Consider the following 22,738-nt stretch of genomic DNA (forward strand, 5'->3'; position numbering starts at 1 on the left):
GTATAGGTCAGGTTGTGCTGAAAAAACCGTATTGTCGGCAAAAATCGCATCGGGGGAACAATGTCGATTGCGTCAAGGATGTTTCGCGCGCGCGAACCGGAAGGTGGAGCGCACCATCTGGCCTTTGGCCTTGGGGCGCTGGCGCTGGCGGCCGGGGTATTTTACGTTGATACCTATACCGACATAGAAGGCGCGATCGCGGTGCTTTATGTCATCACGGTCCTTTTGGCCGCGCAGACTGTAAGTTGGTCGGGACTGATCGTGATCTCCTGCGCCTGCGCCATTCTTTCCCTCCTGTCCTATGCAGCGACCCACGCGCAGGATGCGGATTTCCAGTCGGCGCTTCGGTTGGTCGTCGCCCTTGCGGCACTTGCCGTCACGACCGTGCTGCTTTTGAAAACCGAGACCGCCCGGCTGGCAATGTTGTCCGTCAATGCGGCGCTGAAGGAAAGCGAGGAGCGTTATCGCTCCATTTTCGATCGTACGCGCGTCGCACTTTGGGAACGCGACTATTCGAAGCTTCACGCCCTGCTGATGGGCCTCAAGCAACGGGGCATCACCGACATGCGGGCCCATGCCCGCGCCAATCCGGGTTTTACGCAGCAATGCATCGATCTCATCACCGTCGTTGCATCGAATGAAGCCGGAAAGGAAATGCTGGGTTACGATTCCTCTATCCGCGGCACCCTTCAGCGATCAGTCGTGTCTTCGTCCGGCAAGTTCGTCGATGTGCTGCAGGCGATCATCGACAATCAGGGTGTCTTTGAAGACAAGGTGGTGGTGCGTACCGACAGCGGCGAAGACAAGCTGGTGCTTCTTTCAATCAGTTTCCCCGCGGAGGCGGCCTCCTTCAATCGTGTGGTGGTCAGCATGGTGGATATCACCCAGCGCGAAATGGCGCTGAAGGCGCTGGCCGAGGCACAGGCGGAATTGACAAAGGCCTCGAAGGCGGCGGCCGTCGGAGCCATGTCCGCATCGCTCTCCCACGAACTGAACCAGCCGCTTGGCGCCATCATCGTCAATGCGCAGACGTTGCTGCGCTGGCTCGATCGCGATCCGCCGGATCTCGCCGCCGCCCGCCGCTCGGCCGAACGCATGATCCGCGACGGGCAGCGCGCTAGTGAAATCATCCAGAACACGCGCAGCCTGCTCGCCCATACGAGCGGCAAGGTGGAAACCTTCGACCTCGATGAGTTTATCGATGAAACGCTAAGCCTTCTCGAACATGAGCTGGAACGCAGCAGAACCACGGTGCATGTAGAAAAAGCGGTAACGCCGCCGATAACAGCCGTCAGGATCGAATTGCAGCAGGTCCTCATCAATCTTCTCACAAACGCCATTCAGGCCATGGACGAGGCGGGCACCGGCAATCGCACCATCACGGTGCGGAAGGAACGTGAAGACAGTGACAATATTCATATTGCGGTTCACGACAACGGACCGGGTTTCCCGGCGCAGATGGAGGAAAAGCTGTTTTCGCCGTTTTTCACGACCAAGGAAACGGGAATGGGCATGGGGCTTTCCATCTGCCGCACGACACTGGAAGCACGGGGCGGCAGGCTTACCGGTGACAATCATCCTCTCGGCGGGGCGGTCTTTACCATTTCCATGCCGATCAGCCAGGAGATGGAACATGCCTGAGCCACGCAAGACGACAAAGGAGCCGCCGTCACCCATCGTGTTCATCGTCGACGACGATGTGTCGATGCGCGAGGCGCTCACCGATCTTTTCCGCTCCATGAAGTTCGATGCCGAGGCTTTCGACAGCGCCGGCGCCTTTCTTGAAAAAGCCAATCTGAACCGGCCTGGCTGCCTGCTGCTTGATGTGCGGCTTCCGGGCATAAGCGGCCTGGATTTCCAGATGCAGCTGGAACGCGTCGGCAACCGGATGCCGATCATTTTCATGACCGGCTTCGGCGATATTCCGATGAGCGTGCGGGCGATGAAGGCGGGCGCCGTGGATTTTCTGACCAAGCCCTTCAAGGAACAGGACATTCTCGACGCCGTCGCGGCCGCGATGGAGCGGGATGCGTCACGACGCCGCGAAAGCGCCCAGAACGATGCCGTGACCTCCCTTGCCGAACAGCTGACGCCAAGAGAACGCGAGGTCATGGGCGCGGTTGTCCGCGGCCTGATGAACAAGCAGATCGCCTACGAGCTCGGCATAAGCGAGGTCACCGTGAAGCTGCATCGGGGCAACGTCATGCGCAAGATGGAGGCGAGATCCCTCGCCGATCTCGTGCGCAAAGCGGAGCTGATCGGCGAGAAGCTGCGGCCACCTGTATCTTAGTATGGTATCTTTGATAGCGGCATGGGCGCATAGAAGAAGAAAGAAAAACAGAAAAGGTCGCTTTCATTGCCCCCCGTTCCCGTCATTGCTGTCGTCGACGACGATCCCGCCATTCGCGAAGCCATGGATGATCTGATCATATCCTTTGGTTACGAATGCCGCCTGTTTGCTTCTGCCGAAGAATTCCTGGAATCGAAGCAGCAGGCGGGCATCGACTGCATCGTCGTGGACGTGAAAATGCCCGGTCTTTCCGGCATCGAGTTGCAGAGCGAGCTGAACCGGCGCGGCGACCATCCGCCCATGATCTTCGTCACCTCCTATCAGGATGAGCGCACCCGGAACGCGGCTTTGAACGGCGGCGCATTGGCCTTTCTCGGCAAGCCAGTCAATATCGTCAGTCTGATCGGATGCCTGCAATCCGTGCTCAACGCGCAATCCTGACGACAATCTTTCCCGAGTGAAATCCATCGCTATTTCATGCTCCGACGCGTGCGTCCGGGCATGCGTTGTCGTTGGGCGAGCGCCATTTCCTGGATTGTTTCGCCGCCAAGACGTTCCGCTATACGAACTAGACCTCTGTATAGATGCCGGCCCCGCCTCTCCGCCGTAACCTTTGCTCCAGTCAAGCGCCTCCCTTCCGGACGCTCCCGACGACACCACCACCCATTTCAGGAGCAGGGCATGACCTCCATCAGCAAGAATGCCGACGCGCAAAGACGGCGTCACCTCAAAGTCGCAGCAATGTTGGTTCTGGGTGCGGTCGCCTTGTTCGGAGGAAATGTACTCCTGATCAGGGATAGCGAGCCGGCGCTCGCGGCCTCCGAAGACGTCGCATCAGCCAGCGCCTTCCGCATCCTCACACCGCAGACGATCGACAGGCCTTACGGACATTCCGCGCCTGTCGCGTCTGCCGGCGATGCAACCGAAGGCAAAGAGACTGTAGCGGCCACCGACGACACATCCTGCGTCGCCATGCGCGCCGCCCGAAAAACGGACCGGCACGACACACTGGATCCAAAAGCCTTCTGTCAGCTCCAACACCGCCTCTTCAATGCCGAGCTGATCGACCGCATCGCCTTGCTCCAACTCGCATCACAGACCCACACAATCGACACCTCGTCCCAACTCGCTATGAACAAGGAGTTCTGAAATGGAAACGTTGACCAGACGCGCAGTCCTCGCAATCGGCGCCGTCGGCGGCACCGCCCTTGCCGCCAGCGCGGCCGGAGCAGCATCTTTCGGCAATCCCGATCAGCCCGCCGAGGGAGCAATTAATGCCAATGCCGCCGGCCTCAGCGATCCCGGCCCGAAGAACCCTGCGATCAACAACCAGTTTCCGTCTTTCCAGAGCCCACCGGCGACCGATGTCGGCGACATGCAGCTTTTCTGGGGTTCGTTCAACAACGCCGCCAAACGTATCCAGAATGGCGGCTGGGCACGTCAGGTGACCAAGTCGGACTTCGCGATTTCGGATGCCGTGTCCGGCGTCAACATGCGGCTCGGACCGGGCGGCATTCGTGAGATGCACTGGCACCGCGCCGCAGAATGGGCGATCATGACCAATGGCCATTGCCGCATCACCGTGCTCGATACGCAGGGCCGCGCTTATGTGCAGGATGTGGAGGCCGGTGATCTCTGGTATTTTCCGGCCGGTTACCCCCATTCGCTGCAGGGACTTGGTCCCGACGGTTGCGAATTCGTCATCGTGTTCGACGAAGGCGACCAGTCCGAATATGGCACCCTGCTTCTCACCGACTGGTTGGCGCATACCTCTCCCGAGCTGCTGGCCAAGAATTTCGGCATCGCGCCGGACGTGTTCCGGAACATTCCACTGCAGAACCTCTGGATATTCCAGGGCAAGGAGCCGGGACCGCTCTCCCGGGATCAGGAAGCCGTTGCCGGCGCGGGGCTTCCCCCGTTTCCGTTCACCTATAAGCTCGCGGCATCAAAGCCACTGAAGGAAAACGCTGCCGGCGTCATTCGCCTCGCCGACAGCAGCGCCTTTACGGTGTCCAAAACCATCGCCGCCGCCATCGAAACGATCAAGCCCGGCGGGGTGCGCGAAATGCACTGGCACCCCAACGCGGACGAATGGCAATACTGGATCAAGGGTGAAGGCCGGATGACCGTGTTCGACGCGGGTCCACGCAGCCAGACCGCGGATTTCCGTGCTGGCGACATTGGCTACGTGAAGAGGAGCCAGGGCCACATCATCGAAAATACCGGCAAGACCGACCTGCAATTCGTCGCGGTCTTCAAGACCGCCGAATACCAGGAGGTCAGCCTGTCGTCCTGGCTGACCCACACCCCGCCGGCGCTCGTAGCCCAGCACCTCAACGTCAGCATCGAGGATGTGGCGAAGTTTCCCGCAAACCAGCCGGCGATCATGCCGGGCTGAACATCCTGCCCAGCCTTTGACCGGCGTTTCGGCATACCCGATCCGCAGGTCTTCCAAGACAGGACGCAACGCATAACCAGTATCGAAAGTCAGGAACAGCCATGAAACCATTGACGATCCGGATCGCCGGCGGCTCGCTTGCCGGTCTCTTCACGGCGATATTGCTTCAGCAGGACGGGCACGATGTGAAAGTCTACGAACGCTCTGCATCCGGCATCGCAGGGCGTGGTGCAGGATTGGTGCCGCAGCAGGAATTATTCGAGGTTCTGGGCCAGATCGGCTGCGAAGACGTCTCCCATGTCGGTGTGGTTGCGAAGGAGCGCATTTACCTCGACGCCGGCGGCCACGTCGCCCAGCGCCAGAAGACGCCGCAGATGCAGATTTCATGGGACTATCTCTTCGAGCGCGTATCCTCCCGCCTCCTTGCCGATACCTATCGTCTCGGACACCATATCAACGCGGTTCGGGAAGGCCCTGATGGAGTGACACTATCCTTCACCGACGGCACGGAAGACCGCGCTGATTTGGTGATCGGCGCGGATGGCCTGGGTTCGGTCATCCGCAAGGCGGTTAATCGCCATTCAGAAAACGCCTTTGCGGGTTACGTCGCCTGGCGCGGACTGATCCGGGAAACCAAATTGCCGGCCGATGCATCCCTGCTGCTCGACCGCTTCGCTTTTTATATCGCACCCGGCATTCATGTTTTGGGTTACCTCGTGCCGGGCCCAAAGGGTGAGACACAACAGGGACAGCGCCGTTACAACTGGGTATGGTATCGCCCCACACCGGCTGACGAGCTGCCCCGCACCTTCGCCGGCCGCGACGGCAGGCATTTCGAGCATTCGCTCCCCCGAGGTGAGCTGGCCGAACAGCGCCGCGGGCAACTGCGCAGCGACGCGTTTTCCCTTCTGCCGCCGCAACTGGCTCTTGCGGTCGAAGCCGAGGAAACCCCATCGATCCAGGGCATTTTTGACTATGAGGCTGAACAGATGGTGTCGCCACATATGGCGCTGGTCGGGGATTCCGCCTTTGTGGTTCGCCCTCACACCGCAATGGGCGTTTCCAAGGCCGCGGGCGACGCAATGGCACTGCGCGACGCCCTGCGACAGACGGACGATCTGCCTGCAGCCCTTTCACGATATCAGAAAACCCGCCTGCCGGTGGGCAAGTCAATCGCCGCCTATGGCCGGAGGCTTGCCGAGACCGCGATCTGACGACGGGTCAAAATCAGGTCCGCCCGGCGTCATTGTTGTCCGCGACTTGTGCCTACGGCTAAGCGCAGGGGGTCATCCGGATTTTGCGATCAGCGAGCGAAATCGCTCGCTCATTTCAGGGTTGGCGGGATTATAGACCATCATGTTGAGATCCGAGCGTCCCTCCACCGCAAAGCATGAAAACTCCAGTTCGATTGTTCCCAGAACCGGATGGTGTAGGCGCTTGAGGCCCTCGTGCATGCTTGTGACCTCGTTGTCATCCCACATGGCCTTGAATTCGGAGCTGGCGGCCGAGAGCTCATCGACAAGTTGCTGGATGCCGGCGCCAGCGCCGGCGCGCGCGGCATCTGCCCGGAACGCGCCGACCACGTAGCGGGCGACATTGCGCCAGTCCTCCTGGGCAGTGCGCACCCGTTCATCGGAGAAAATCAGACGCAGAATGTTGCGGTTCTCCCTCGCCAGTTTGCTGTAATCCGTGAGGATGACGGCGGCGGCCCGGTTCCATGCCAGGACGTCCCATGTCGCCGTTCTGATGATCGCGGGGCTGAAGGGCAACGCGTCAAGCACGCCCTGAAGACGGGGCGTTATCGTCTCGGGCTGACGATAACGCTGCTCGGGCGGATGTCCGAAGGCCAATATATGCAGGTGGTCGCGCTCGGGATCGGTCAGCATCAGTCCTTTGGCGATACGATCCAGCACATCCGCCGAGGGCGAACCGCCGCGACCCTGCTCCAGCCACGTATACCAGGTCGGACTTATGTTGGCACGCTGGGCGACCTCCTCCCGGCGCAGACCCGGTGTGCGGCGGCGGCCGATGGGAAAACCAAACGTTGCAGGATCAAGCCGCAGGCGGCGATCGCGCAGGAAGGTGCTAAGTGCATTCTCCGTCATTACATTTCTCGCCGCAGCCTGTTGAGAATTATACCATGATAAAGTCACTACTTTAACAGGACAATTCTTCATGAGATCACCCTCCCCGTCAACGCGGGAGATTTTGTATGCGTGTTTTTCTGACAGGTGCCACCGGGTTCATCGGCTCCCGGATTCTTCGTGAACTGCTCATCGACGGCCATGAGGTAGTCGGCCTCACCCGCTCGGAGGCCGGCGCAAAAGCGCTGCAGGCCGCTGGAGCTTCCGCCCACATCGCAACGCTGGAAGATGCGGCCAGACTCGCCGGGGGTGCAGAGACTGCCGATGCCGTCATCCATACGGCTTTCGACCATGATTTCGCGAATTTCGCCGCCAATTGCGAAAAGGATCGCCGGGTGATCGCGGCGCTCGGTGCCGTATTGGCTGGTTCCGACAGGCCGATGCTCATCACCTCAGGGGTCGGCATGGGTGACCCCGGCAATGGCAAACCCGCCCGGGAGGATGTGTTCGATACGCATCATTTCAATCCGCGCATCGCCTCGGAACTCGCGGGCCAGGAGCAATTGCAGGCGGGCGTCAATCTCGGCGTCGTCCGGCTCCCGCAGGTGCATGACACGGTAAAACAGGGCCTCATCTCGCCCTATATCGAGATGTCGCGCGAAAAAGGCATCGTCGCTTATGTCGAGGATGGCGGCAATCGCTGGTCAGCCGGGCATGTGGACGATGTGGCGAAGCTCTACGTGATGGCGCTCCTTCGGGCGGAGCGGGGTGCTCGCTATAATGCCGTGGCGGAAGAAGGCGTTATGGTGCGCGATATTGCCGGGATAGTTGCCGAGAGGCTTGGGCTGCCGCTCGTTTCCATAGGCAAAGAGGACGCCGCCGGCCATTTCGGCTGGTTTGCCCTGTTCGCCGCCATGGATCTTACGGCCTCCAGCGCGCTCACCCGGGAGAAACTCGGCTGGATACCCACTGGACCGGGCCTGCTCGACGATCTCAGAGCCATGGACTACGCGACGATCGAATAACCGGCAGGCAGGCGTCCGCCTCACGCCTGTCGTCAGGATCAGATGCGGCGAAGATGGCAACACGGCAGCACCGGGAAAACCGATGCTGCTTCCAAACATGGTGGATGTTCAGGTGGCAGGCATCACTTGCCCGACGCCCGTCTGCCAAGGCCCAGCAGGTGGTAAAAGGCAATCGCTCCGATTGTTGCCGTGCCGATGCCATCGAGCGTGAAGCCCGCGACATTGAGCTTGAAGTTGCCGGCGCCCAGCACCAGCGCGATACCCACGGTGATGAGGTTGCGCGGCTCGGAAAAATCGACCCTGTTTTCGACCCAGATCCGCCCGGCGGTCGCCGCGATGAGGCCGAAGACGACGACGGAAAGGCCGCCGATGACCGGCCCCGGTATGGTCTGAATGAGCGCACCGAATTTCGGCGAAAAGCCGAGAATGATGGCCACCAGTGCAGCTACGACGAAGACGAGCGTCGAGAAAATGCGGGTTATCGCCATGACACCCATGTTTTCGGCATAGGTCGTCATGCCGGTGCCACCGAAGGCGCCTGAGAACATCGTCGCAATGCCGTCACCGATAAAGGCGCGACCGAGATAACGATCGAGGTTCTGCCCGGTCATCGCGCCTATCGCCTTGATATGCCCTAGATTTTCCGCCACGAGGATGACGACGACCGGAGCAATCAGCGCAATCGCGGAGCCGGAAAATACCGGCGCGGTGAATGTCGGCAGACCGAACCACGATGCGGCCGCAACGCCTGCAAAATCGACCGGTTTGCCGAGACCGAGGCCGTTCGCCACCACGAGATAAGCGATATAGGCAATCGCGCCGCCGAGAAGAATGGGCAAGCGACGCGCCATGCCGGGCGCATAGACAGCAATCGCGCCGACCGATGTGACAGTCAGGATCGCAATCCAGCGCGACAGCTGGTCGCCGTCGGGATTGCCCGGGCCGGAGCCTGAAGCGCTTGCAATCGCAATGGGTGCGAGAACGAGACCGATTGCCGCTACAATCGCGCCGGTCAGAACCGGCGGCATCAGCTTTTCGATCCAGTCATGGCCGGCGATCATGACGATGACGCCGATCAGCGCATAAAGCACACCGGCGGCGATGATGCCGCCGAGCGCCAGCGCGATATCAGGGCTCGCCGCACCCGCGGCCGCACCCGTTGCCACGAGCACCGGTCCGATGAACGCAAAGGAAGAGCCAAGATAGCTCGGGACACGTCCGCCAACGGCGATGAAGAAGATCAGTGTCGAGATGCCCGAAAACAGGATAGAGACGTTCGGATCAAACCCCATGATCAATGGTGCAAGAACCGTCGATCCGAACATCGCCACGACATGCTGAAGACCGAGCACCGCGGTCTGCCCCGCAGGCAGACGCTCATCGGGCAGGATGCGCCCTTCGGTTTTCAGTCGCCAGCGCGGAAAATAACCACCGGTATCACTCATGTCGCCCCCCAGGAAACAGCCGGCACGCGCTTCCCGGGTTTTCCGGTTTCAGTTCGTCGCCGTGCAAAAGATTTGCTTTTTATGATTTGCGCCCGCCTCCGGAGATCGAATCGGCAGCCGACGCATCTTTTCTCCGTTAGCGCGATCGGCTGCACCTGTCATCGGCAACGGACCGTTTCCCACTGTTACGCATTCCAGCGCGGAACAATCAGCTCCCGCGCCGGTAAAATGACACCAGATCGACGGTATTAGCGCGCTTTTTCAAGCGCCGTCAGAATCTCATAGGCCGCCGAAACCCGCTCCTCATTGGGGTAGTTTTTATTGGCCAGAATGACGATGCCCAATTTCTGCTTTGGTATGAACGCCACATAAGCGCCAAAACCATTGGTGGAGCCGGTCTTGTTGATGAAGACATCCTGGCGCGGCTTCATGGGCGGCGAGATTTCGGAAACCGGAACAGTCTTGAGCAGGGCACCGGAATTCAGCTCTCGCAATGTCTTCAGCGGTGCGGGATGGGCATATTGCTCCCAGACCATGTCCTGCGTCATGGCGCCGACGCTGAAATATCCCGTATGGTTGTTGGTGAGCGCCTGCTGGATTTTTCCGTCCAGCTTTTCCAGTCCCATATTCGCATTGACGAAACGGATCATATCCTCCGCTGTCGATTTGACGCCGTAGGCTTCCGAAGAGAGAACGGCGGGTGTCACGCGGACGGGCTCGCCCGTTCGCTTATAGCCCTGCGCGTAATCGGCCATCTTTGCCTCAGGCACCACGGTAAAGGTGTTCTTCAAGCCCAGAGCGGGAAAGAGCGTATCTTTCATGGCGTCATCGAAGCTTTGGCCCATGGCCTTTGCGGTGATGTATCCGAGCATTCCGATGCTGGGATTGGCATAAGTTCTGTGTGTTCCGGGTTTGTATGAGGGTTGCCAGGCCTTGAGATAGGCCAGCAACTGCTGTTCCGTCTTGACGTTATCCGGCACCTGCAACGGAAAGCCGCCGGCGGTGTGGGTGCCGAGTTGCATCAGCGTGACATCACCGAAGGGCTTGCCCTTCATGGAGGGAAGATAATTTTCCACCTTGCTCGAGAGCGAAAGCCGGCCATTCATTTCGGCATAGGTGCTGAGGGTAACCGTGAAAGTCTTGGAGATGGAGCCGAGTTCGAAAAGCGTCTGCGCCGTCACCGGCTGGCCCGAGCTTTTGGACATGACGCCATAGGTGAAGATGTGGCTTTCGCCATCGACACTGATACCAACGGCAAGGCCCGGAATGCCGTTTTTCTCCATGACCGGTTTGATCGCGGCATCCGTTATCGCTTTCAGCTTCGCATCATCGGCGGCGAGCGCCTGCGTGAGCAGGCCCGTCGAAAGCAAAGTGGCCAGTGCGATATGTCTGCGATTAAGTTTCATCTTTCGCGTTCTCCAAAACCTAGGGTGATTTTCAGCCCGTGGGCCGTTCCCAGCGAAAGACGTTTAACCGGCCTACATTGCACGAACAAATCATGATATCTCGGAGAAGACACAAGAAAATCTAGGTCTTGAATGGTTCGGCAATTTCTTCCACTGAACGGCTTACGGGCTTTTGAGGCATCGGCGCGGCACCTGAGCTTCACCCGCGCGGCCATCGAATTATGTGTGACGCAGGCGGCTGTGAGCCAGCAGGTGAAAGGGCTGGAAAAGCGACTTGGCGTTTCGCTTTTTCAGCGGCTTCCGCGCGGCCTGAAGATTACCGCCGAAGGCGAGGCCCTGCTGCCGACGGTGACAAGTTCCTTCGACCAGATGGCGACGACGCTCGACCGGATCGAGGCCGGTCACGTGCGCGAATTGCTGTTTCTGGGTGTTGTGGGAACCTTTGCCGTGGGCTGGCTGCTGCCCCGGCTGAAGGCGTTTCAGAAGCAGCATCCCTTCATCGATGTCAGGGTTTCCACCAATAATAACCGGGTGGATATGGCGGCTGAAGGGCTGGATTTCGCCATTCGTTTCGGCCAGGGCTCCTGGCATGGCACGGATGCCTTTCGGTTATTCAAGGCGCCTCTCTCCCCGCTCTGCACGCCGAAACTGGCAGAGACACTGAAAACGCCCGCTGATCTGATGGAAGCGACGCTGCTGCGCAGCTACAGGGCCGATGAATGGAGCAACTGGTTTGCCGCGGCCGGCGTGACGCCCGCCGCGCAGGTGAATGCCGGCATTGTTTTCGATACGTCTCTGGGCATGATGGAGGCCGCCCTGCAGGGGCTGGGCGTGGCGCTGGCGCCGCCATCGATGTTTTCGCGGCATCTCGCCTCCGGCGCGATCATCCAGCCTTTTCCGGTTACCATTTCGCTCGGAAGCTATTGGCTGACCCGGCTGCAATCGAAACCGCCGACACCCGCCATGCAGGCCTTTTCCGACTGGATGTTCAATAGCATAGGCGCTGCGGAATAAGGCCTATGCCAGGGCGAGCAGAACGCCGCCGGCCGCGCAGAGGACCACCACGGCCCATGGCGGGGTTTTCCAGATCGTCAACAGGATGAAGCCAGTGAGCGCCACGGTGAAATCCTTCGGGGTGAAGATGGCGCTTGTCCAGACCGGATCATAAAGCGCTGCGCCCAGAATGCCGACGACAGCGGCATTTGCGCCGCGCATGGCAGCCTGCGCCAAAAGGTGCTTGCGGAACCCTTCCCAGAAGGGCAGCGCGCCGACGAGCAGCAACATGCCGGGCAGGAAGATCGCGACAAGGGCGATAGCCGCACCTGCAACGCCGTTGGGCTGTGGCCCTGCCACCGCACCGAGATAGGCGGCGAAGGTGAAGAGCGGGCCGGGCACGGCCTGGGTTGCGCCATATCCGGCGATGAAGGCATCTTCCGTAACCCAGCCCGTGGCGACGACTTCCGATTGCAGCAGCGGGAGCACCACGTGCCCGCCACCGAAAACCAACGCGCCGGCGCGATAAAAGGCATCGAACAAGGAGAGGCCCTGTGACGCCGCGACCGCCGCAAGCAGCGGCAGGAGGCCAAGAAGCAGGGCAAAGGTGGCGAGCGCAATGTATCCCGCACTTTTTGGCACCCGGAAGGCGAGATGGGTGGCCTGCCGCGCGGCATCGGCGCGACAGAAGGCAAGCCCGGCGAGCGCGCCGACGGCAAGCGCCAGGATCTGCCCGAAGGCGCCGGCGACAAACACGACGCAGACGATGCCGGCAAGCGCGATGCTGGCCCGCTCACGATCCGGCGCAAGACTTTTTGCCATGCCCCAGACCGCCTGCGCCACGACGGCGACGGCGACGATTTTCAGCCCATGCAGGAGGCCGGTGCCGACTGGTCCTTCGATGGAGGCGGCGACCATGGCGAAGAAAAAGAGGAGAATGGCGGATGGCAGGGTAAAAGCCGTCCAGGCCGCCAGCGCACCGAGCGGGCCTGCCCGCAGCAGCCCGAGCGCAAACCCCACCTGGCTGGAGGCCGGGCCGGGAAGAAACTGGCACAGCGCCACAAGATCGGCATAACCGGCCTCGTCGATCCATTTGCGCCGCACGACCAGTTCATCGCGAAAATAACCAAGATGGGCAATGGGGCCGCCGAAGGAGGTGACGCCGAGCTTCAGGAAAGCTGCGAAAACCTCGTTGGTCGTGCCGTGTCTCTGGCCGTGCACTTCGGCCTCCATGTTTCGCGTTGACGATTTCACCAAAGAACTCCCTGCGTGCAACGGCTAGTCATCAACACATATCAGCCTCAAGACGGTTTCGGTATCAGATACCATTATGACAGGCATATGAAGGGACTGACGGCGTTGACGCCGGAACGTTGCGATAACGTTCCGGCGTCGTTTGGCGATTATCCGGCGAAGGGCCTATCGCTCGGAGGGCAACAATGCGGTGAAGTGCGAAATCCAGCCATTTTCATCGGTGCCGCCGGAAAAGCCCGTCGCATCCCAGATGATGTGATGCCGGTTGCTGCCGTTGTAGATGGTCACCGCGGCGGCGATGGGGGTTGGGGATCGCCATGAGAAGTTTTGGTTGGCGCCCGGCGCGAGGTGGCTGAGGGATTCAAGCTGGACATCGTCGAGGAACAGGACAGTGCTCATCTGGGTCTCATAGAGATATTCCCACCGCGCCTGCGCCAGCCCATTCGCGGCGGCAACGAGAAGGCTGCTCTGCCCCATGGGATCGGCCAGGGCCGCAAGACGCCAAGCGGCGAAGATACTGGCGATATCCCCGCCGCTGAGCCCGAGACTTGAGAGGAACTCGATGGTTTGGTCATTGCCGAAAGCATTATAGCCTGCTTCACCGAAGGGCCGGATATGCTTGACGACGAAATTGCCAAGAAGTGGCATGTGTATCTCCTTTTGGACATGGACCACCTGTTCCCGGACGTTGGCGTGCAGGATAGCATGGTGGGATCTGTGGTTGATTGGGCGCCGGATAAATCCGGCAATCAATGGAAATGCGGCCGGTGTTCGGCCTAGCGGCTTAGCCGAAGGTGATGGCGACGCGGGCCGGCATGGCCAAAAACGCCTGCAGGCCGAGCCGCGTTCTGGCACCGCCCTGCCCGGCTGGCCATGGATCGAGGATATGAAGTTCCAGATCCTTGCCATTCACGGTGTAGCCATAGACGAGGTAATAGTGGTACTCCGTGCCGATCACGAAGACGCGGTTGTTATCGATCTCGTGTCTGACGATATCGGCCGTCAGACCATTGACGAAGTGGCCGCCGGTCGTTTCGTGATCGAAGGCGTTCCACTGGCTGGAAACCAGCTGGACGATATTGCTGTTCTGGTTGGCGCCGGCCTGTTCATTGATGCCGCCGGTTTGATCCAGAACCTCCGCCAGTTCCCAGCGCTCGCGAACCTCGGGATCGACGGTGGCGAGTGCTGCGGTGTTGCGCCTTGCAATGACGTATTGCGTCGCCGCGGGAAGTCCATAATAGGCCCGCACCATCTGTTCGACGGCGGCAAAGCACCAGGCGGGGGTTAGCTGGGGCACCAGCGCGGGAGGGTTGTTGACTGTTGGCATGGTCTTCTCCTTGTTGAAAATGACGGGGTACGGGTTACAGCCGGATGCCCGTCGTTGATTACATCTACCGGGTGTTGAGGTCTGGGTGGTGTTGGCCGTCCTGCCGGCATCTGCGCCGGCAGGACATTGCCCATGATCCCATGCCCGAGGGGACGTGTTCGGCCGGGATCATGGAGACGCTTCCTGTCGGGCCGGGACAGGAGCGGCAGGCTCTTAAGGGATCAGGCAGTTTTGCTGAGGTCCTGACGATAGGCCTGCAACGACGCGATTTTTGCGTCCGCGGCAGCCTCACGTTCGGCGACGATGGCCGAGAGCTTCTCCGCGACACCCGCCAGATAGGCCGGCAGATTGGCACTGTCGATATATCCACCCTGCAACTTGTTGAGCTTCGACCATCCTTCGGCAAAGCTGCGGTTGAAGCGGTCGGAGACGATCACCACCGCGTGCCACTGGGCGGTTTGCCTGACGAAGAACTCGTCGACGGAGCGGATGAGCTGCGCAAAGCGGTTCTTTCGCAGCGTCTCCTGCCCGGCGACATTTTCGATGCCGGTGATCTGACGCTGTGCATCATCTGCAACCGCCTGCATGAAATCGGCGAAGCCTTTGAAAAAGAAGGCGATTTCTTCAACGATTTCCTTCATGCGTTTCAGCGCGGAAATGCTGACGTTGAGCGATTGCACCGCAAGCTTGATCTTGTCATCCTCGGCCTGCTTTCCCTTCAGCAGGGCATTGATCCTGATGAGCTCGGCCGCCTGGGTACGGCGTTCCTTCTCATAGGCCTCCGCCTTGTCGATCATCTGCATCTGGATTTCGCGCAGGCTGGCGGCCTGTTGCTGCTGCTCTTCGGAGAGCTTGCCCAGCCCCTTGTCCAAAGCATCGAGCGAAGCCTGCAGGCTGGAAATAACCGTTTGCTGAGCGGCGATCTTTTCTTCCTGCGCCTTGAGTTCCGCGGCACGTGCAGCCAGACGTTTGTCGAGTTCGGCAAGCTCGATGGCCTTGCTCGATTTGGGGTCCGCGCTCTCCGCGTCCTGCGCAAGCTTCGCCTTGGCGTCCTCGAGCGACTTGACATCCCCCTTCAGAGCGTCGCGTTTTTCCTCGCTCTTGCGAAGCTCGGCTTTCTTTTCGGAAAGCTCGCTCTGCTTGGCGGCCGCATCGGCCTTGCTTCCGCCGCCTGACGGGGTGCGGGAGCCGCCGCCCTGCCCCTGCCCGTCTGCATCCTGCCCGCCCTTGGACTGTCCCGAAAGCGCGCCGCCAACCGACGAGGCCAGCATGGAGGCAGGACCGCCCGCCACCATGGCGATGGCGGGAATTGCGCTTGAAATCATCTGCGCGCCGACGCGGACGATCGACATGACAAAAGCACGCTGCTCGGCCGTATTGGCCCGCTGCTCATATTCCCGGGCCTTCTTTTCGAATGCCGCAACCTGTTCCTTGAGATCGTTGACAAGCGATTCAAGCTGTTCCCGCCGTGCGTCCGCCTCGCGGATTTCGCGTTCCATCACGGCTTTATCGGCGAGGCGTTTGCTCAACGCCGTTTCGCTCATATCCGTGGTTTGCGCCGTGTCCCTGATGATGGCGTCATAGGTTGCAGCAAGGGCAAGAAGCTCGTCTCGAACGCTGAGCGCCCTATCCCGGATATTCGTTGCGAGCTTTATCAGATCGTTGGAGACAAATGCCTTGATTTCGGCCTGATCGTTTTCTTCCCTGACATCGAGCCAGTCCGGGAAAAGATCCGCGATGGACAGGCCGATGCGGGTAGCCGCCTCCATCGCGTTCTTCATGACTATTTCGCTTTTCTGCTGCGACGTGATCAGCCTGTTCATGATAGCGCTGATGCGGACGCGAATATCGCCGTTTTCCTGCGGCGTGGTGTTATAGGCGATGTAAAGCAGATCGATCGCATTGTCGGTGTCGCGCTTGGCGCGCTCGACATCATAGGTCCCCTGGATCTTATCGACATAAGACCGGACAAGCGCCGTATCCGACTTGGGAAGGCTGAAATTCGGTTGCGAAACGATAGCATCGACGCCGGCGTCGATTGCGCTGTTGATCTGGGCGGTCCGGCTTTCGAAAGTCACGACATTGTTCATTTTCATGCTCCTGTTGATGGGTGGTTACGGAGAGTCATTTTTTTTTGGGGAGTGATCGTTCACGATCCGCATTGTTTCTTCGCGTCGTCCGGCAGTCCGGCCTCGGTGGAGGAAATGAACTGCGGCACGTCTTTGGTCAGGCCGTCGATCTCGGCGGACAGCCGCGTAACCTGACGTATTTTCGCGTCGTCAGGATTGACCTCGCTCGCTTCCTTCAGTGCGTTGGTGAAGTTGCCGACCTGAATGTTGAAGTCCTGAACCTTGACGTTGATGGTGGAGATCGCCGCTTTGAGCCTGGTGATCTGCTCCTCCAGAGTTTTCACCGCCTTCTGGTTTTCCGCGTGGCTCTGCTGTGCCGCCGCAAGCTGGCGGCGATTGTTTTCGAGCTGGTTGCGAACGCCTTCAAGAGCCGCCCGGGCATTGTCCAGCCGTGGCTGCGCGGTCCGGTATTCCCGCTCCGCATCATTCATCCAGCCCAGCGCCTTCACCGCGGCGTCACCGGCCTGGCAAATTCCCGGCAGGAAGAAGAGGACGCCGCTGCATATTTTTACTCGCTTGGCCTGCTCGTCCCTTTCCTTCCGGGCTTTTTCGAAGGTGGCCTGGCGCGCCTTGACGTTCTCGTTTTCGGACTGAACCAGCTCCTCATAGCCCTTCACGCTGGTTTCGGACTGCACCACCTGCCGCTCCAGCTCGATCTGCAGGTACATGGCCTCCCCCAGCGCCTTCTCGCGGTCGGCGCTGAGCTGCTGTTGCGCCGTCAGATGGTCCATCAGGCACACGGATCGGCGGCCGAGCAGTTCGCGGCTCGCTTCCGCCTGTTCCAGTTTCGACTTGAAAGCCGCCGTCTGCTCGGCGGTGAGGGTGGCCGCGTTCGCAATGGCCGGCTGGCCCATGGACGGGATATCGAATTCCATTGCGAAGGCCGCAAGGCCGGCAAAAACAACGTGTTTAAGTTGCATCATTTCAACCTCCTCTGGAGAATTGGGGATGAATAAAAGGCATGACGGGCTCCATGCGCCGCCCGGCATCGTTGCCGACCGTGCCGGAGTCCTGGCAGTAACATTCGGATATCAGGCACTTTCGGACGCATCGTCTGCAACGTCGTCAAGACCTAAAAAGCAACCATCAAAGATTGCATTCCGGGTAAATGAACGAAAGATTCCACATCCGACGCTTCATTAAATTATGCAATAAAAACAGCATATAACGCTATTGTCAGCGTTACTCCCGCAAACCGTTTCAAAAGGGAACACATTTTTACGCGCCCCTTAACATTCAATTTATGAGAGTATTTTTTAATACCGCTCAACGGGGCCTCGGGGGAGTGCAACAAAATGCACGCATCTTACGGAGGGGAACCTTCCGGCTGTCACGACTGCCCTGCACGGCCGTCACCAGCGAACAGAACTCACGTTTTCGAATTCGCCATAAAGTAGCGATGCGCAAAAAACCACGGGAGAAAGGTATCCGGAAAAGCAGGCGCCCCAGCTTCAAAGACGCACCCGAGGAGGGACTTCGCCCGGCCTCGGCCGGACATGCTTCGAGAGAGGCTGGACCTACTTGCGAACCGAATCCTGAACGACGATGCCTTTGGTGATGCCGTCGCCTATCTTTGCACCCACCTATCGAACGCCTTCAAACAGGAGCAGCGCCTCGTCCGTGCACTCGGAGACTTCGGCGCATTCGCCACCGTCATGTGCGCCGTGGGCATCGCATCGGTCCATGGCGGGCAATTTACGCTGGCGGCGGTTCAGGCCGTCGTCGTTCCACCCGGCTGGGCATCCAGCCGCAGGACACGCGCCTTGATCGACTGGCTGGAACTGGAAAATACCGCGCAGCGTCACCCGCCCGGCGGCGACAACCGTGAGCGGCCATGGTCGCTAAATGGCTGGATTATTTCGGCAATCGAGACGCTTGCCAGCACCTATTGCGTCGCGGCCTCGCCATGGCAAACCCTCCCGGCAACGGAGACGCCTGCGGAGGAAGCCATCGGAACGGGCGCGCTGATCGACGGTGTGAGCTGGTTTCTGCGGCACGCGCAGGATTTGCCTTGTCTCTCAGAGGAAATGCGGATGTTCCTTGGGCATGCGCCTGGTTTCCTGATCCTGTTGGACCTGCTGTCCGCCGCGAAGACAGACGCGTGCGATGCGACGGGTTGCGTGTTCTCCCGCAAGGCGACGGCGCGCGCCTATGGGGTCAGTCGCGCTCATGTAACGGCCATACTCGCCAGGGCCGAGCGTTTGAACATCTTGCAAAGAAACGGACCCAGAATAGTTCTGAGCGATCTCGCATTGCAGAACGTCCAGCGCGATCTGGCCTATCAGCTCGCCTTCGTCGTTTTATGGGCGGAAGCGGTGAGACCGTCTCCGCCGTCTGCCGATGCCCCGGAGAGCCTGTCCGGCCGGAATGGCTCCAGCAATCCGCTATAGGGCTTGGCAAGCGGCGTGGCATAGGCGCCGCGCTTGGCGGTGGACAACCCCATGGACACCAGCGATTCCGCCTGCTTGACGGCCGCCGCGACGCCATCGACAACCGGCACGCCGAATTCATGGCGCAGTTCGGCGGCAAGATCCGCCATGCCGGCGCAACCGAGCACGATCGCCTCCGCCCTGTCCTCTTTCAGGGCCAGTGAGATTTCCGCGCGCAGCCTTTCACGAGCGTTCGAGGCGGGATCTTCCAGCGACAGCACCGGAATATCGGCGGCGCGCACATTGCAGCGGGCGGACATGCCATAACGATGGACGAGATGTTCCAGCGGCAGCCGCGAGCGTTCCATCGTCGTGACGATGGTGAATTTCTGGGCGATGAAGGCGGTGGCGGAGACCGCAGCCTCGCAGATGCCGATAACGGGAATATCGGCGAGAGTCCGGGCGGCATCGAGCCCGGTATCGTCGAAACAGGCGATGATCGCCGCGTCGGCTCCAAGCGCCGGCGCCTTTGCCAGCTCCAGCAGCAGGCCGGGAACGGCGAAAACCTCGTCGTAATAACCTTCGATGGAGACGGGGCCCATGGACGAGGTAACGGCCATTATGTCCGTATCGCGGCCGGCTATCCGCGTCGCGGCGTCGGCGATGGTCGCGGTCATGGATTGCGTGGTGTTGGGATTGATGACGAGAATGCGCATTTTACGTTTCTTTATCCGCGTGAATGGCGGCGATTGAGCGTGACGATCAGGCCGAGCGTGGCCGCGATCACCAGGAAGGAAAACAGGGTTGTAACAGCACCGAGCACATAAAGCACCGGCGTCGTGACATTGGTGGTCATGCCGTAGATTTCCAGCGGCAGCGTGTTGTAGGTGCCTGACGTCATCAATGTGCGGGCGAACTCGTCATAAGAAAGCGTGAAGCCGAAGAGGCCGACGCCGATCAGGCTCGGCGCGATCATCGGCAAGACCACATGGGCGAAGGTCTGCCAGGAGGATGCACCGAGATCGCGGGCCGCTTCCTCATAGGACGGCGAAAAGCGGTTGAAGACGGCCAGCATGATGAGCACGCCGAAAGGCAGCGTCCAGGTGAGATGCGCGCCGAAGGCGGATGTATACCATGACGGCTCCAGCCCGAGCTGCTGGAACAGAACGCCGATGCCGAGCGAAATGATGATCGACGGCACCACGAGGCTTGCGACCGACAGATAGAACAACGGCGTCGCCCCGATGAATTTGCGCCGGAAGGCAAGGCCCGCCAGCAGCGAGACCAGCACGGTAACAGCCATGACCATCAGCCCGAGACCGAGGGAACGGCGGAAGGAGCCGCCGAAATCGCCGACGGCCTGCTGTTCGAAGAGATTACCGAACCAGTGCAGCGAAACGCCGTTCAGCGGGAAAGTCAGCCCGCCATTGGGCCCCTGAAAGGCGAGGATGAGGATGGCCGACAGCGGACCGTAGAGGAACAGCACGAAGAGGGCGAAAAAGAAGGCGAGGACATAGAATTCGCGGCCGCGTTTTTCCTGATGCATGGGATCAAAGCTCCTTGCGGATATCGACGATGCGCAGGATGCCCGCGACCATCAGAAGAACGAGGATGAGCAGGATGACGGCGTTCGCAGCGGCGGCCGGATATTGCAGCAGCGACATCTGGTTCTTCATCATCAGCGCCACCGAGGCGCTCTGACCGCCGGACATCACCTGAACGGTGGAGAAATCGGCCATGACCAGCGTGACGACGAAGATGCTGCCGATGGCCATGCCGGGCTTGGCAAGCGGAATGATGACGTTGGTGAGCGTCTGCCAGCCCGTCGCGCCGGCGTCACGCGCCGCCTCGATCAGCGATTTATCGATACGCATCAGCGTGTTGAAGATCGGCGTGACCATGAACAGCGTATAAAGATGCACCATGGCCAGCACCACGGCGAAATCCGAATAAAGCAGCCATTCGATCGGTTCGGGAATGATGCCGGTACCGACCAGGGCGCTGTTGACGAGGCCGTTTCGCCCAAGCACCGGAATCCAGGAAATCATGCGGATGATGTTCGACGTCAGGAAGGGCACGGTGCAGACGAGAAACAGCACCATCTGCATGGTGGTGGTGCGGATGTGGAAGGCAAGAAAATAGGCGAGCCAGAAACCACAGAACAGCGTGATCGCCCAGACCATGACAGCATATTTCAGGGTGTTGAGATAGGTCTGCCAGGTGACCCACGAGCCGAGCGTTTCCAGATAGTTGAACGTCACGAAATCCGGATACATCTGGGCGAAATCGTAATCCCAGAAGCTGACGACGGCGATCATGAGGATCGGCAGAGCCAGGAAAAAGCCGAGGATCAGGAAAAGCGGGGCAGCTTGGACATAGGAGACGAGCTTTTGCGGCAGCGCGAAACTGCGGGGCGGCGTGTCCTTTTTGTCGCTGACGCCGATGAGTCTGACCGTCACCATGGGTGTGCCTTTCGCTGGATTTGCAGAAGTACCGGCAGCTTTCGCACCAGGCACTGTGTCAGGCAAAGCTCTCTTCAAACGCGACGTCATCCTCGGGCTTGTCCCGAGGACCCAACCACGTTTGATGTGGTGGGTCGTTAGATCCTCGGGACAAGCCCGAGGATGACGGAGAGTTTAGAGGCTCTGTTGCCGTCAAGACCGGCAGCCAACGCCACCGATCTTAACCGTTTCGGGTACTAAGCCGCGATGAATTCGTTCCAGCGGCGAACCATGTAGCGGTCTTCATCCATAACGGAGTTCCAGCACGCGACCTTGCCCATGCGCTCCTCGAAGGAGCCGCCATCGCGCACCGCGCCGGCCTTTTCCATGACCTTGCCGTCGGGCGCGATGATATCGCCCTGCGCCGGCTTGCCTTCGACCCAGTAGCCCCACTCGTCGGCGCTCATGTGTTCCTTGGCCGTTTCCATGGCGGCGGAATAATAGCCCTGACGGTTGAGGTAAGCGCCGACCCAGCCGGAAGTGTACCAGTTGATATATTCATAGGCCGCATCGAGTTTCGCGCCCGAAAGATGCTTCGCAAGGCCAAGACCGCCGCCCCAGGAACGATAGCCTTCCTTCAGCGGCTGGTATTTGCAGGCGATGCCCTTGGAACGGACCGCCGCAACGGCGGGCGACCACATGGACTGGATGATGACTTCGCCCGAGGCCATGAGGTTGACGCTTTCGTCGAAGCTCTTCCAGAAGGCGCGGAACTGGCCGTCCTTCTTGGCCTTGATGAGGAAGTCGATGGTCTTGTCGATCTCCTCCTTGGTCATGTTGCCCTTGTCGGCATATTTGATGTTGCCCATGGCTTCCATGATCATCGCCGCATCCATGATGCCGATGGAGGGGATGTTGAGAATGGAGGTCTTGCCCTTGAACTTCGGGTCCATGATATCGGCCCAGCTGGAGATATCGCGGCCGACGAGATCGGGGCGAATGCCGAGCGTATCGGCATTGTAGATGGTCGGAACCATGGTGAAATAATCGGTCTCGCCCTTGGCGAACTTCTTGTCGCCGGGCTTTTCGACGAAACCGACGGTGTGCGGGGCCGTGCCCTGCGCCACGACGCTGTCCGGCTTCAGCTTGCCGTTCTTGAACAGCGGCACGATCTTGTCGTAATATTTCAGCTTCTTGATTTCCATCGGCTGGATGACGCCGGCCGGATAGACCTTCTTCAGGATCCAGTATTCGATATCGGCGATATCGTAGGAATTCGGCTGGGTGACGGCGCGCTGGGCGGCGGCATCCGAATCCGTCGCCGTCATTTCAAGCGTGATGCCGAGATCGGCCTTGCACTTTTCGGCAATGGCGTTGAGGTTCGACACGCCGGTGCCGAACTGGCGGATGGTGATCGGGTTCTGCGCCCAGATGGTCGGGAAGCCGGTGATCAGGCCGGAGCCGATTGCCGCGCCCGTGGCGGCAGCGCCCGCCTTCAGGAGGCCGCGGCGGGACAGGCCCTTTTTGCTGTTGCTGGTATCGGTCATTTCAAAGTTCTCCTCTGGTTATTTTTGGGG

21 protein-coding genes are annotated in these 22,738 nt (G+C 60.0%); 9 read left to right on the top strand and 12 right to left on the bottom strand.

The genetic code is table 11. The annotated features are described in order from the left end of the window. The first annotated feature begins 60 nt into the window (after positions 1-60). From BTE54_RS19040 to BTE54_RS19065, 6 genes are all read left to right on the top strand, one after another. A complete protein-coding gene (locus BTE54_RS19040; protein ID WP_065656037.1) occupies positions 61-1,641 on the top strand; it encodes an ATP-binding protein in 1,581 nt (526 codons plus the stop codon). After that, positions 1,634-2,290, top strand: coding sequence for a response regulator transcription factor (locus BTE54_RS19045; protein WP_065656038.1), 657 nt, complete (start codon positions 1,634-1,636; stop codon positions 2,288-2,290). Before BTE54_RS19040 ends, BTE54_RS19045 begins: the two co-directional genes overlap by 8 nt. Before the next feature lie 66 nt (positions 2,291-2,356). Then, positions 2,357-2,731 (top strand): response regulator, encoded by a 375-nt coding sequence (locus tag BTE54_RS19050; protein WP_065656039.1) that lies wholly within the window; start codon positions 2,357-2,359, stop codon positions 2,729-2,731. A 240-nt stretch (positions 2,732-2,971) separates the two neighbouring features. After that, entirely contained in the window at positions 2,972-3,439 is a 468-nt protein-coding gene (locus BTE54_RS19055) for a hypothetical protein (RefSeq protein ID WP_065656040.1), read from the top strand. Between the two features lies 1 nt (position 3,440). Continuing rightward, positions 3,441-4,688, top strand: a complete 1,248-nt coding sequence (locus tag BTE54_RS19060) for an oxalate decarboxylase family bicupin (protein WP_078053579.1) — start codon at positions 3,441-3,443, stop codon at positions 4,686-4,688. Between the two features lie 101 nt (positions 4,689-4,789). Then, the gene (locus BTE54_RS19065; RefSeq protein ID WP_078053580.1) at positions 4,790-5,902 is read left to right on the top strand and encodes an FAD binding domain-containing protein; all 1,113 of its coding nucleotides are present in this window, start codon (positions 4,790-4,792) and stop codon (positions 5,900-5,902) included. Between the two features lie 72 nt (positions 5,903-5,974). On the opposite strand, the gene BTE54_RS19070 is transcribed toward BTE54_RS19065, so the two are convergent. Next, complete coding sequence (locus tag BTE54_RS19070; RefSeq protein ID WP_078053581.1) at positions 5,975-6,793, bottom strand: helix-turn-helix transcriptional regulator; 819 nt, start codon at positions 6,791-6,793, stop codon at positions 5,975-5,977. A gap of 107 nt (positions 6,794-6,900) precedes the next feature. Here BTE54_RS19070 and BTE54_RS19075 point away from each other — a divergent pair, with 107 nt between their 5' ends. Next, positions 6,901-7,797 (top strand): SDR family oxidoreductase, encoded by an 897-nt coding sequence (locus tag BTE54_RS19075; protein WP_078053582.1) that lies wholly within the window; start codon positions 6,901-6,903, stop codon positions 7,795-7,797. Positions 7,798-7,919: 122 nt separating this feature from the next. On the opposite strand, the gene BTE54_RS19080 is transcribed toward BTE54_RS19075, so the two are convergent. Together BTE54_RS19080 and ampC are read right to left on the bottom strand one after the other, a co-directional pair. Further along, the gene (locus BTE54_RS19080) at positions 7,920-9,242 is read right to left on the bottom strand and encodes a solute carrier family 23 protein (RefSeq protein ID WP_078053583.1); all 1,323 of its coding nucleotides are present in this window, start codon (positions 9,240-9,242) and stop codon (positions 7,920-7,922) included. Positions 9,243-9,490: 248 nt separating this feature from the next. After that, positions 9,491-10,648 (bottom strand): class C beta-lactamase, encoded by a 1,158-nt coding sequence (gene ampC, locus BTE54_RS19085; protein ID WP_078053584.1) that lies wholly within the window; start codon positions 10,646-10,648, stop codon positions 9,491-9,493. Positions 10,649-10,780: 132 nt separating this feature from the next. Between ampC and BTE54_RS19090 the strand changes: the two genes are divergently transcribed. Then, positions 10,781-11,662, top strand: a complete 882-nt coding sequence (locus BTE54_RS19090; protein WP_078053585.1) for a LysR substrate-binding domain-containing protein — start codon at positions 10,781-10,783, stop codon at positions 11,660-11,662. 3 nt (positions 11,663-11,665) lie between these two features. Here the strand turns inward: BTE54_RS19090 and chrA are convergent, their stop codons facing one another. From chrA to BTE54_RS19115, 5 genes are all read right to left on the bottom strand, one after another. Then, on the bottom strand, positions 11,666-12,874 hold the full coding sequence (gene chrA / locus BTE54_RS19095) for a chromate efflux transporter (protein WP_078053586.1): 1,209 nt from the start codon (positions 12,872-12,874) through the stop codon (positions 11,666-11,668). Positions 12,875-13,060: 186 nt separating this feature from the next. Further along, on the bottom strand, positions 13,061-13,543 hold the full coding sequence (locus tag BTE54_RS19100) for a hypothetical protein (RefSeq protein WP_078053587.1): 483 nt from the start codon (positions 13,541-13,543) through the stop codon (positions 13,061-13,063). 136 nt (positions 13,544-13,679) lie between these two features. Further along, on the bottom strand, positions 13,680-14,222 hold the full coding sequence (locus BTE54_RS19105) for a hypothetical protein (RefSeq protein WP_065656049.1): 543 nt from the start codon (positions 14,220-14,222) through the stop codon (positions 13,680-13,682). 221 nt (positions 14,223-14,443) lie between these two features. Then, positions 14,444-16,312 (bottom strand): tyrosyl-tRNA deacylase, encoded by a 1,869-nt coding sequence (locus BTE54_RS19110; protein WP_065656050.1) that lies wholly within the window; start codon positions 16,310-16,312, stop codon positions 14,444-14,446. Between the two features lie 59 nt (positions 16,313-16,371). After that, positions 16,372-17,274, bottom strand: coding sequence for a hypothetical protein (locus BTE54_RS19115; RefSeq protein WP_078053588.1), 903 nt, complete (start codon positions 17,272-17,274; stop codon positions 16,372-16,374). A 573-nt stretch (positions 17,275-17,847) separates the two neighbouring features. Between BTE54_RS19115 and BTE54_RS19120 the strand changes: the two genes are divergently transcribed. Further along, positions 17,848-18,741 carry a hypothetical protein gene (locus BTE54_RS19120; RefSeq protein WP_078053589.1) on the top strand — a complete coding sequence of 298 codons (894 nt, stop codon included), beginning with the start codon at positions 17,848-17,850 and terminating at the stop codon, positions 18,739-18,741. Here BTE54_RS19120 and BTE54_RS19125 read toward each other — a convergent pair. The 4 genes from BTE54_RS19125 to BTE54_RS19140 all read right to left on the bottom strand — a co-directional run bounded on the left by BTE54_RS19125 (position 18,633) and on the right by BTE54_RS19140 (position 22,708). Next, positions 18,633-19,436 carry an aspartate/glutamate racemase family protein gene (locus tag BTE54_RS19125; protein WP_078053590.1) on the bottom strand — a complete coding sequence of 268 codons (804 nt, stop codon included), beginning with the start codon at positions 19,434-19,436 and terminating at the stop codon, positions 18,633-18,635. The genes BTE54_RS19120 and BTE54_RS19125 overlap by 109 nt on opposite strands. Before the next feature lie 11 nt (positions 19,437-19,447). Next, positions 19,448-20,266, bottom strand: coding sequence for an ABC transporter permease (locus tag BTE54_RS19130; RefSeq protein WP_078053591.1), 819 nt, complete (start codon positions 20,264-20,266; stop codon positions 19,448-19,450). 4 nt (positions 20,267-20,270) lie between these two features. Further along, on the bottom strand, positions 20,271-21,182 hold the full coding sequence (locus BTE54_RS19135; protein WP_078053592.1) for an ABC transporter permease: 912 nt from the start codon (positions 21,180-21,182) through the stop codon (positions 20,271-20,273). A 236-nt stretch (positions 21,183-21,418) separates the two neighbouring features. After that, positions 21,419-22,708 (bottom strand): PotD/PotF family extracellular solute-binding protein, encoded by a 1,290-nt coding sequence (locus BTE54_RS19140; protein WP_078053593.1) that lies wholly within the window; start codon positions 22,706-22,708, stop codon positions 21,419-21,421. Positions 22,709-22,738 lie beyond the last annotated feature (30 nt).

It is taken from the genome of Agrobacterium sp. YIC 4121, assembly GCF_002008205.1.
Lineage (GTDB): Bacteria > Pseudomonadota > Alphaproteobacteria > Rhizobiales > Rhizobiaceae > Agrobacterium > Agrobacterium leguminum.

Bases quoted from the DNA above. Each gene is read 5' to 3' on its own strand.
- BTE54_RS19140 (WP_078053593.1), bottom strand. From the start codon at position 22,708: ATGACCGATACCAGCAACAGCAAAAAGGGCCTGTCCCGCCGCGGCCTC.
- BTE54_RS19115 (WP_078053588.1), bottom strand. From the start codon at position 17,274: ATGATGCAACTTAAACACGTTGTTTTTGCCGGCCTTGCGGCCTTCGCA.
- BTE54_RS19070 (WP_078053581.1), bottom strand. From the start codon at position 6,793: ATGACGGAGAATGCACTTAGCACCTTCCTGCGCGATCGCCGCCTGCGG.
- BTE54_RS19065 (WP_078053580.1), top strand. From the start codon at position 4,790: ATGAAACCATTGACGATCCGGATCGCCGGCGGCTCGCTTGCCGGTCTC.
- BTE54_RS19125 (WP_078053590.1), bottom strand. From the start codon at position 19,436: ATGCGCATTCTCGTCATCAATCCCAACACCACGCAATCCATGACCGCG.
- BTE54_RS19130 (WP_078053591.1), bottom strand. From the start codon at position 20,266: ATGCATCAGGAAAAACGCGGCCGCGAATTCTATGTCCTCGCCTTCTTT.
- BTE54_RS19120 (WP_078053589.1), top strand. From the start codon at position 17,848: ATGCTTCGAGAGAGGCTGGACCTACTTGCGAACCGAATCCTGAACGAC.
- BTE54_RS19055 (WP_065656040.1), top strand. From the start codon at position 2,972: ATGACCTCCATCAGCAAGAATGCCGACGCGCAAAGACGGCGTCACCTC.
- ampC (WP_078053584.1), bottom strand. From the start codon at position 10,648: ATGAAACTTAATCGCAGACATATCGCACTGGCCACTTTGCTTTCGACG.
- BTE54_RS19100 (WP_078053587.1), bottom strand. From the start codon at position 13,543: ATGCCACTTCTTGGCAATTTCGTCGTCAAGCATATCCGGCCCTTCGGT.
- BTE54_RS19075 (WP_078053582.1), top strand. From the start codon at position 6,901: ATGCGTGTTTTTCTGACAGGTGCCACCGGGTTCATCGGCTCCCGGATT.
- BTE54_RS19135 (WP_078053592.1), bottom strand. From the start codon at position 21,182: ATGGTGACGGTCAGACTCATCGGCGTCAGCGACAAAAAGGACACGCCG.
- chrA (WP_078053586.1), bottom strand. From the start codon at position 12,874: ATGGAGGCCGAAGTGCACGGCCAGAGACACGGCACGACCAACGAGGTT.
- BTE54_RS19105 (WP_065656049.1), bottom strand. From the start codon at position 14,222: ATGCCAACAGTCAACAACCCTCCCGCGCTGGTGCCCCAGCTAACCCCC.
- BTE54_RS19045 (WP_065656038.1), top strand. From the start codon at position 1,634: ATGCCTGAGCCACGCAAGACGACAAAGGAGCCGCCGTCACCCATCGTG.
- BTE54_RS19060 (WP_078053579.1), top strand. From the start codon at position 3,441: ATGGAAACGTTGACCAGACGCGCAGTCCTCGCAATCGGCGCCGTCGGC.
- BTE54_RS19110 (WP_065656050.1), bottom strand. From the start codon at position 16,312: ATGAACAATGTCGTGACTTTCGAAAGCCGGACCGCCCAGATCAACAGC.
- BTE54_RS19080 (WP_078053583.1), bottom strand. From the start codon at position 9,242: ATGAGTGATACCGGTGGTTATTTTCCGCGCTGGCGACTGAAAACCGAA.
- BTE54_RS19090 (WP_078053585.1), top strand. From the start codon at position 10,781: ATGGTTCGGCAATTTCTTCCACTGAACGGCTTACGGGCTTTTGAGGCA.
- BTE54_RS19040 (WP_065656037.1), top strand. From the start codon at position 61: ATGTCGATTGCGTCAAGGATGTTTCGCGCGCGCGAACCGGAAGGTGGA.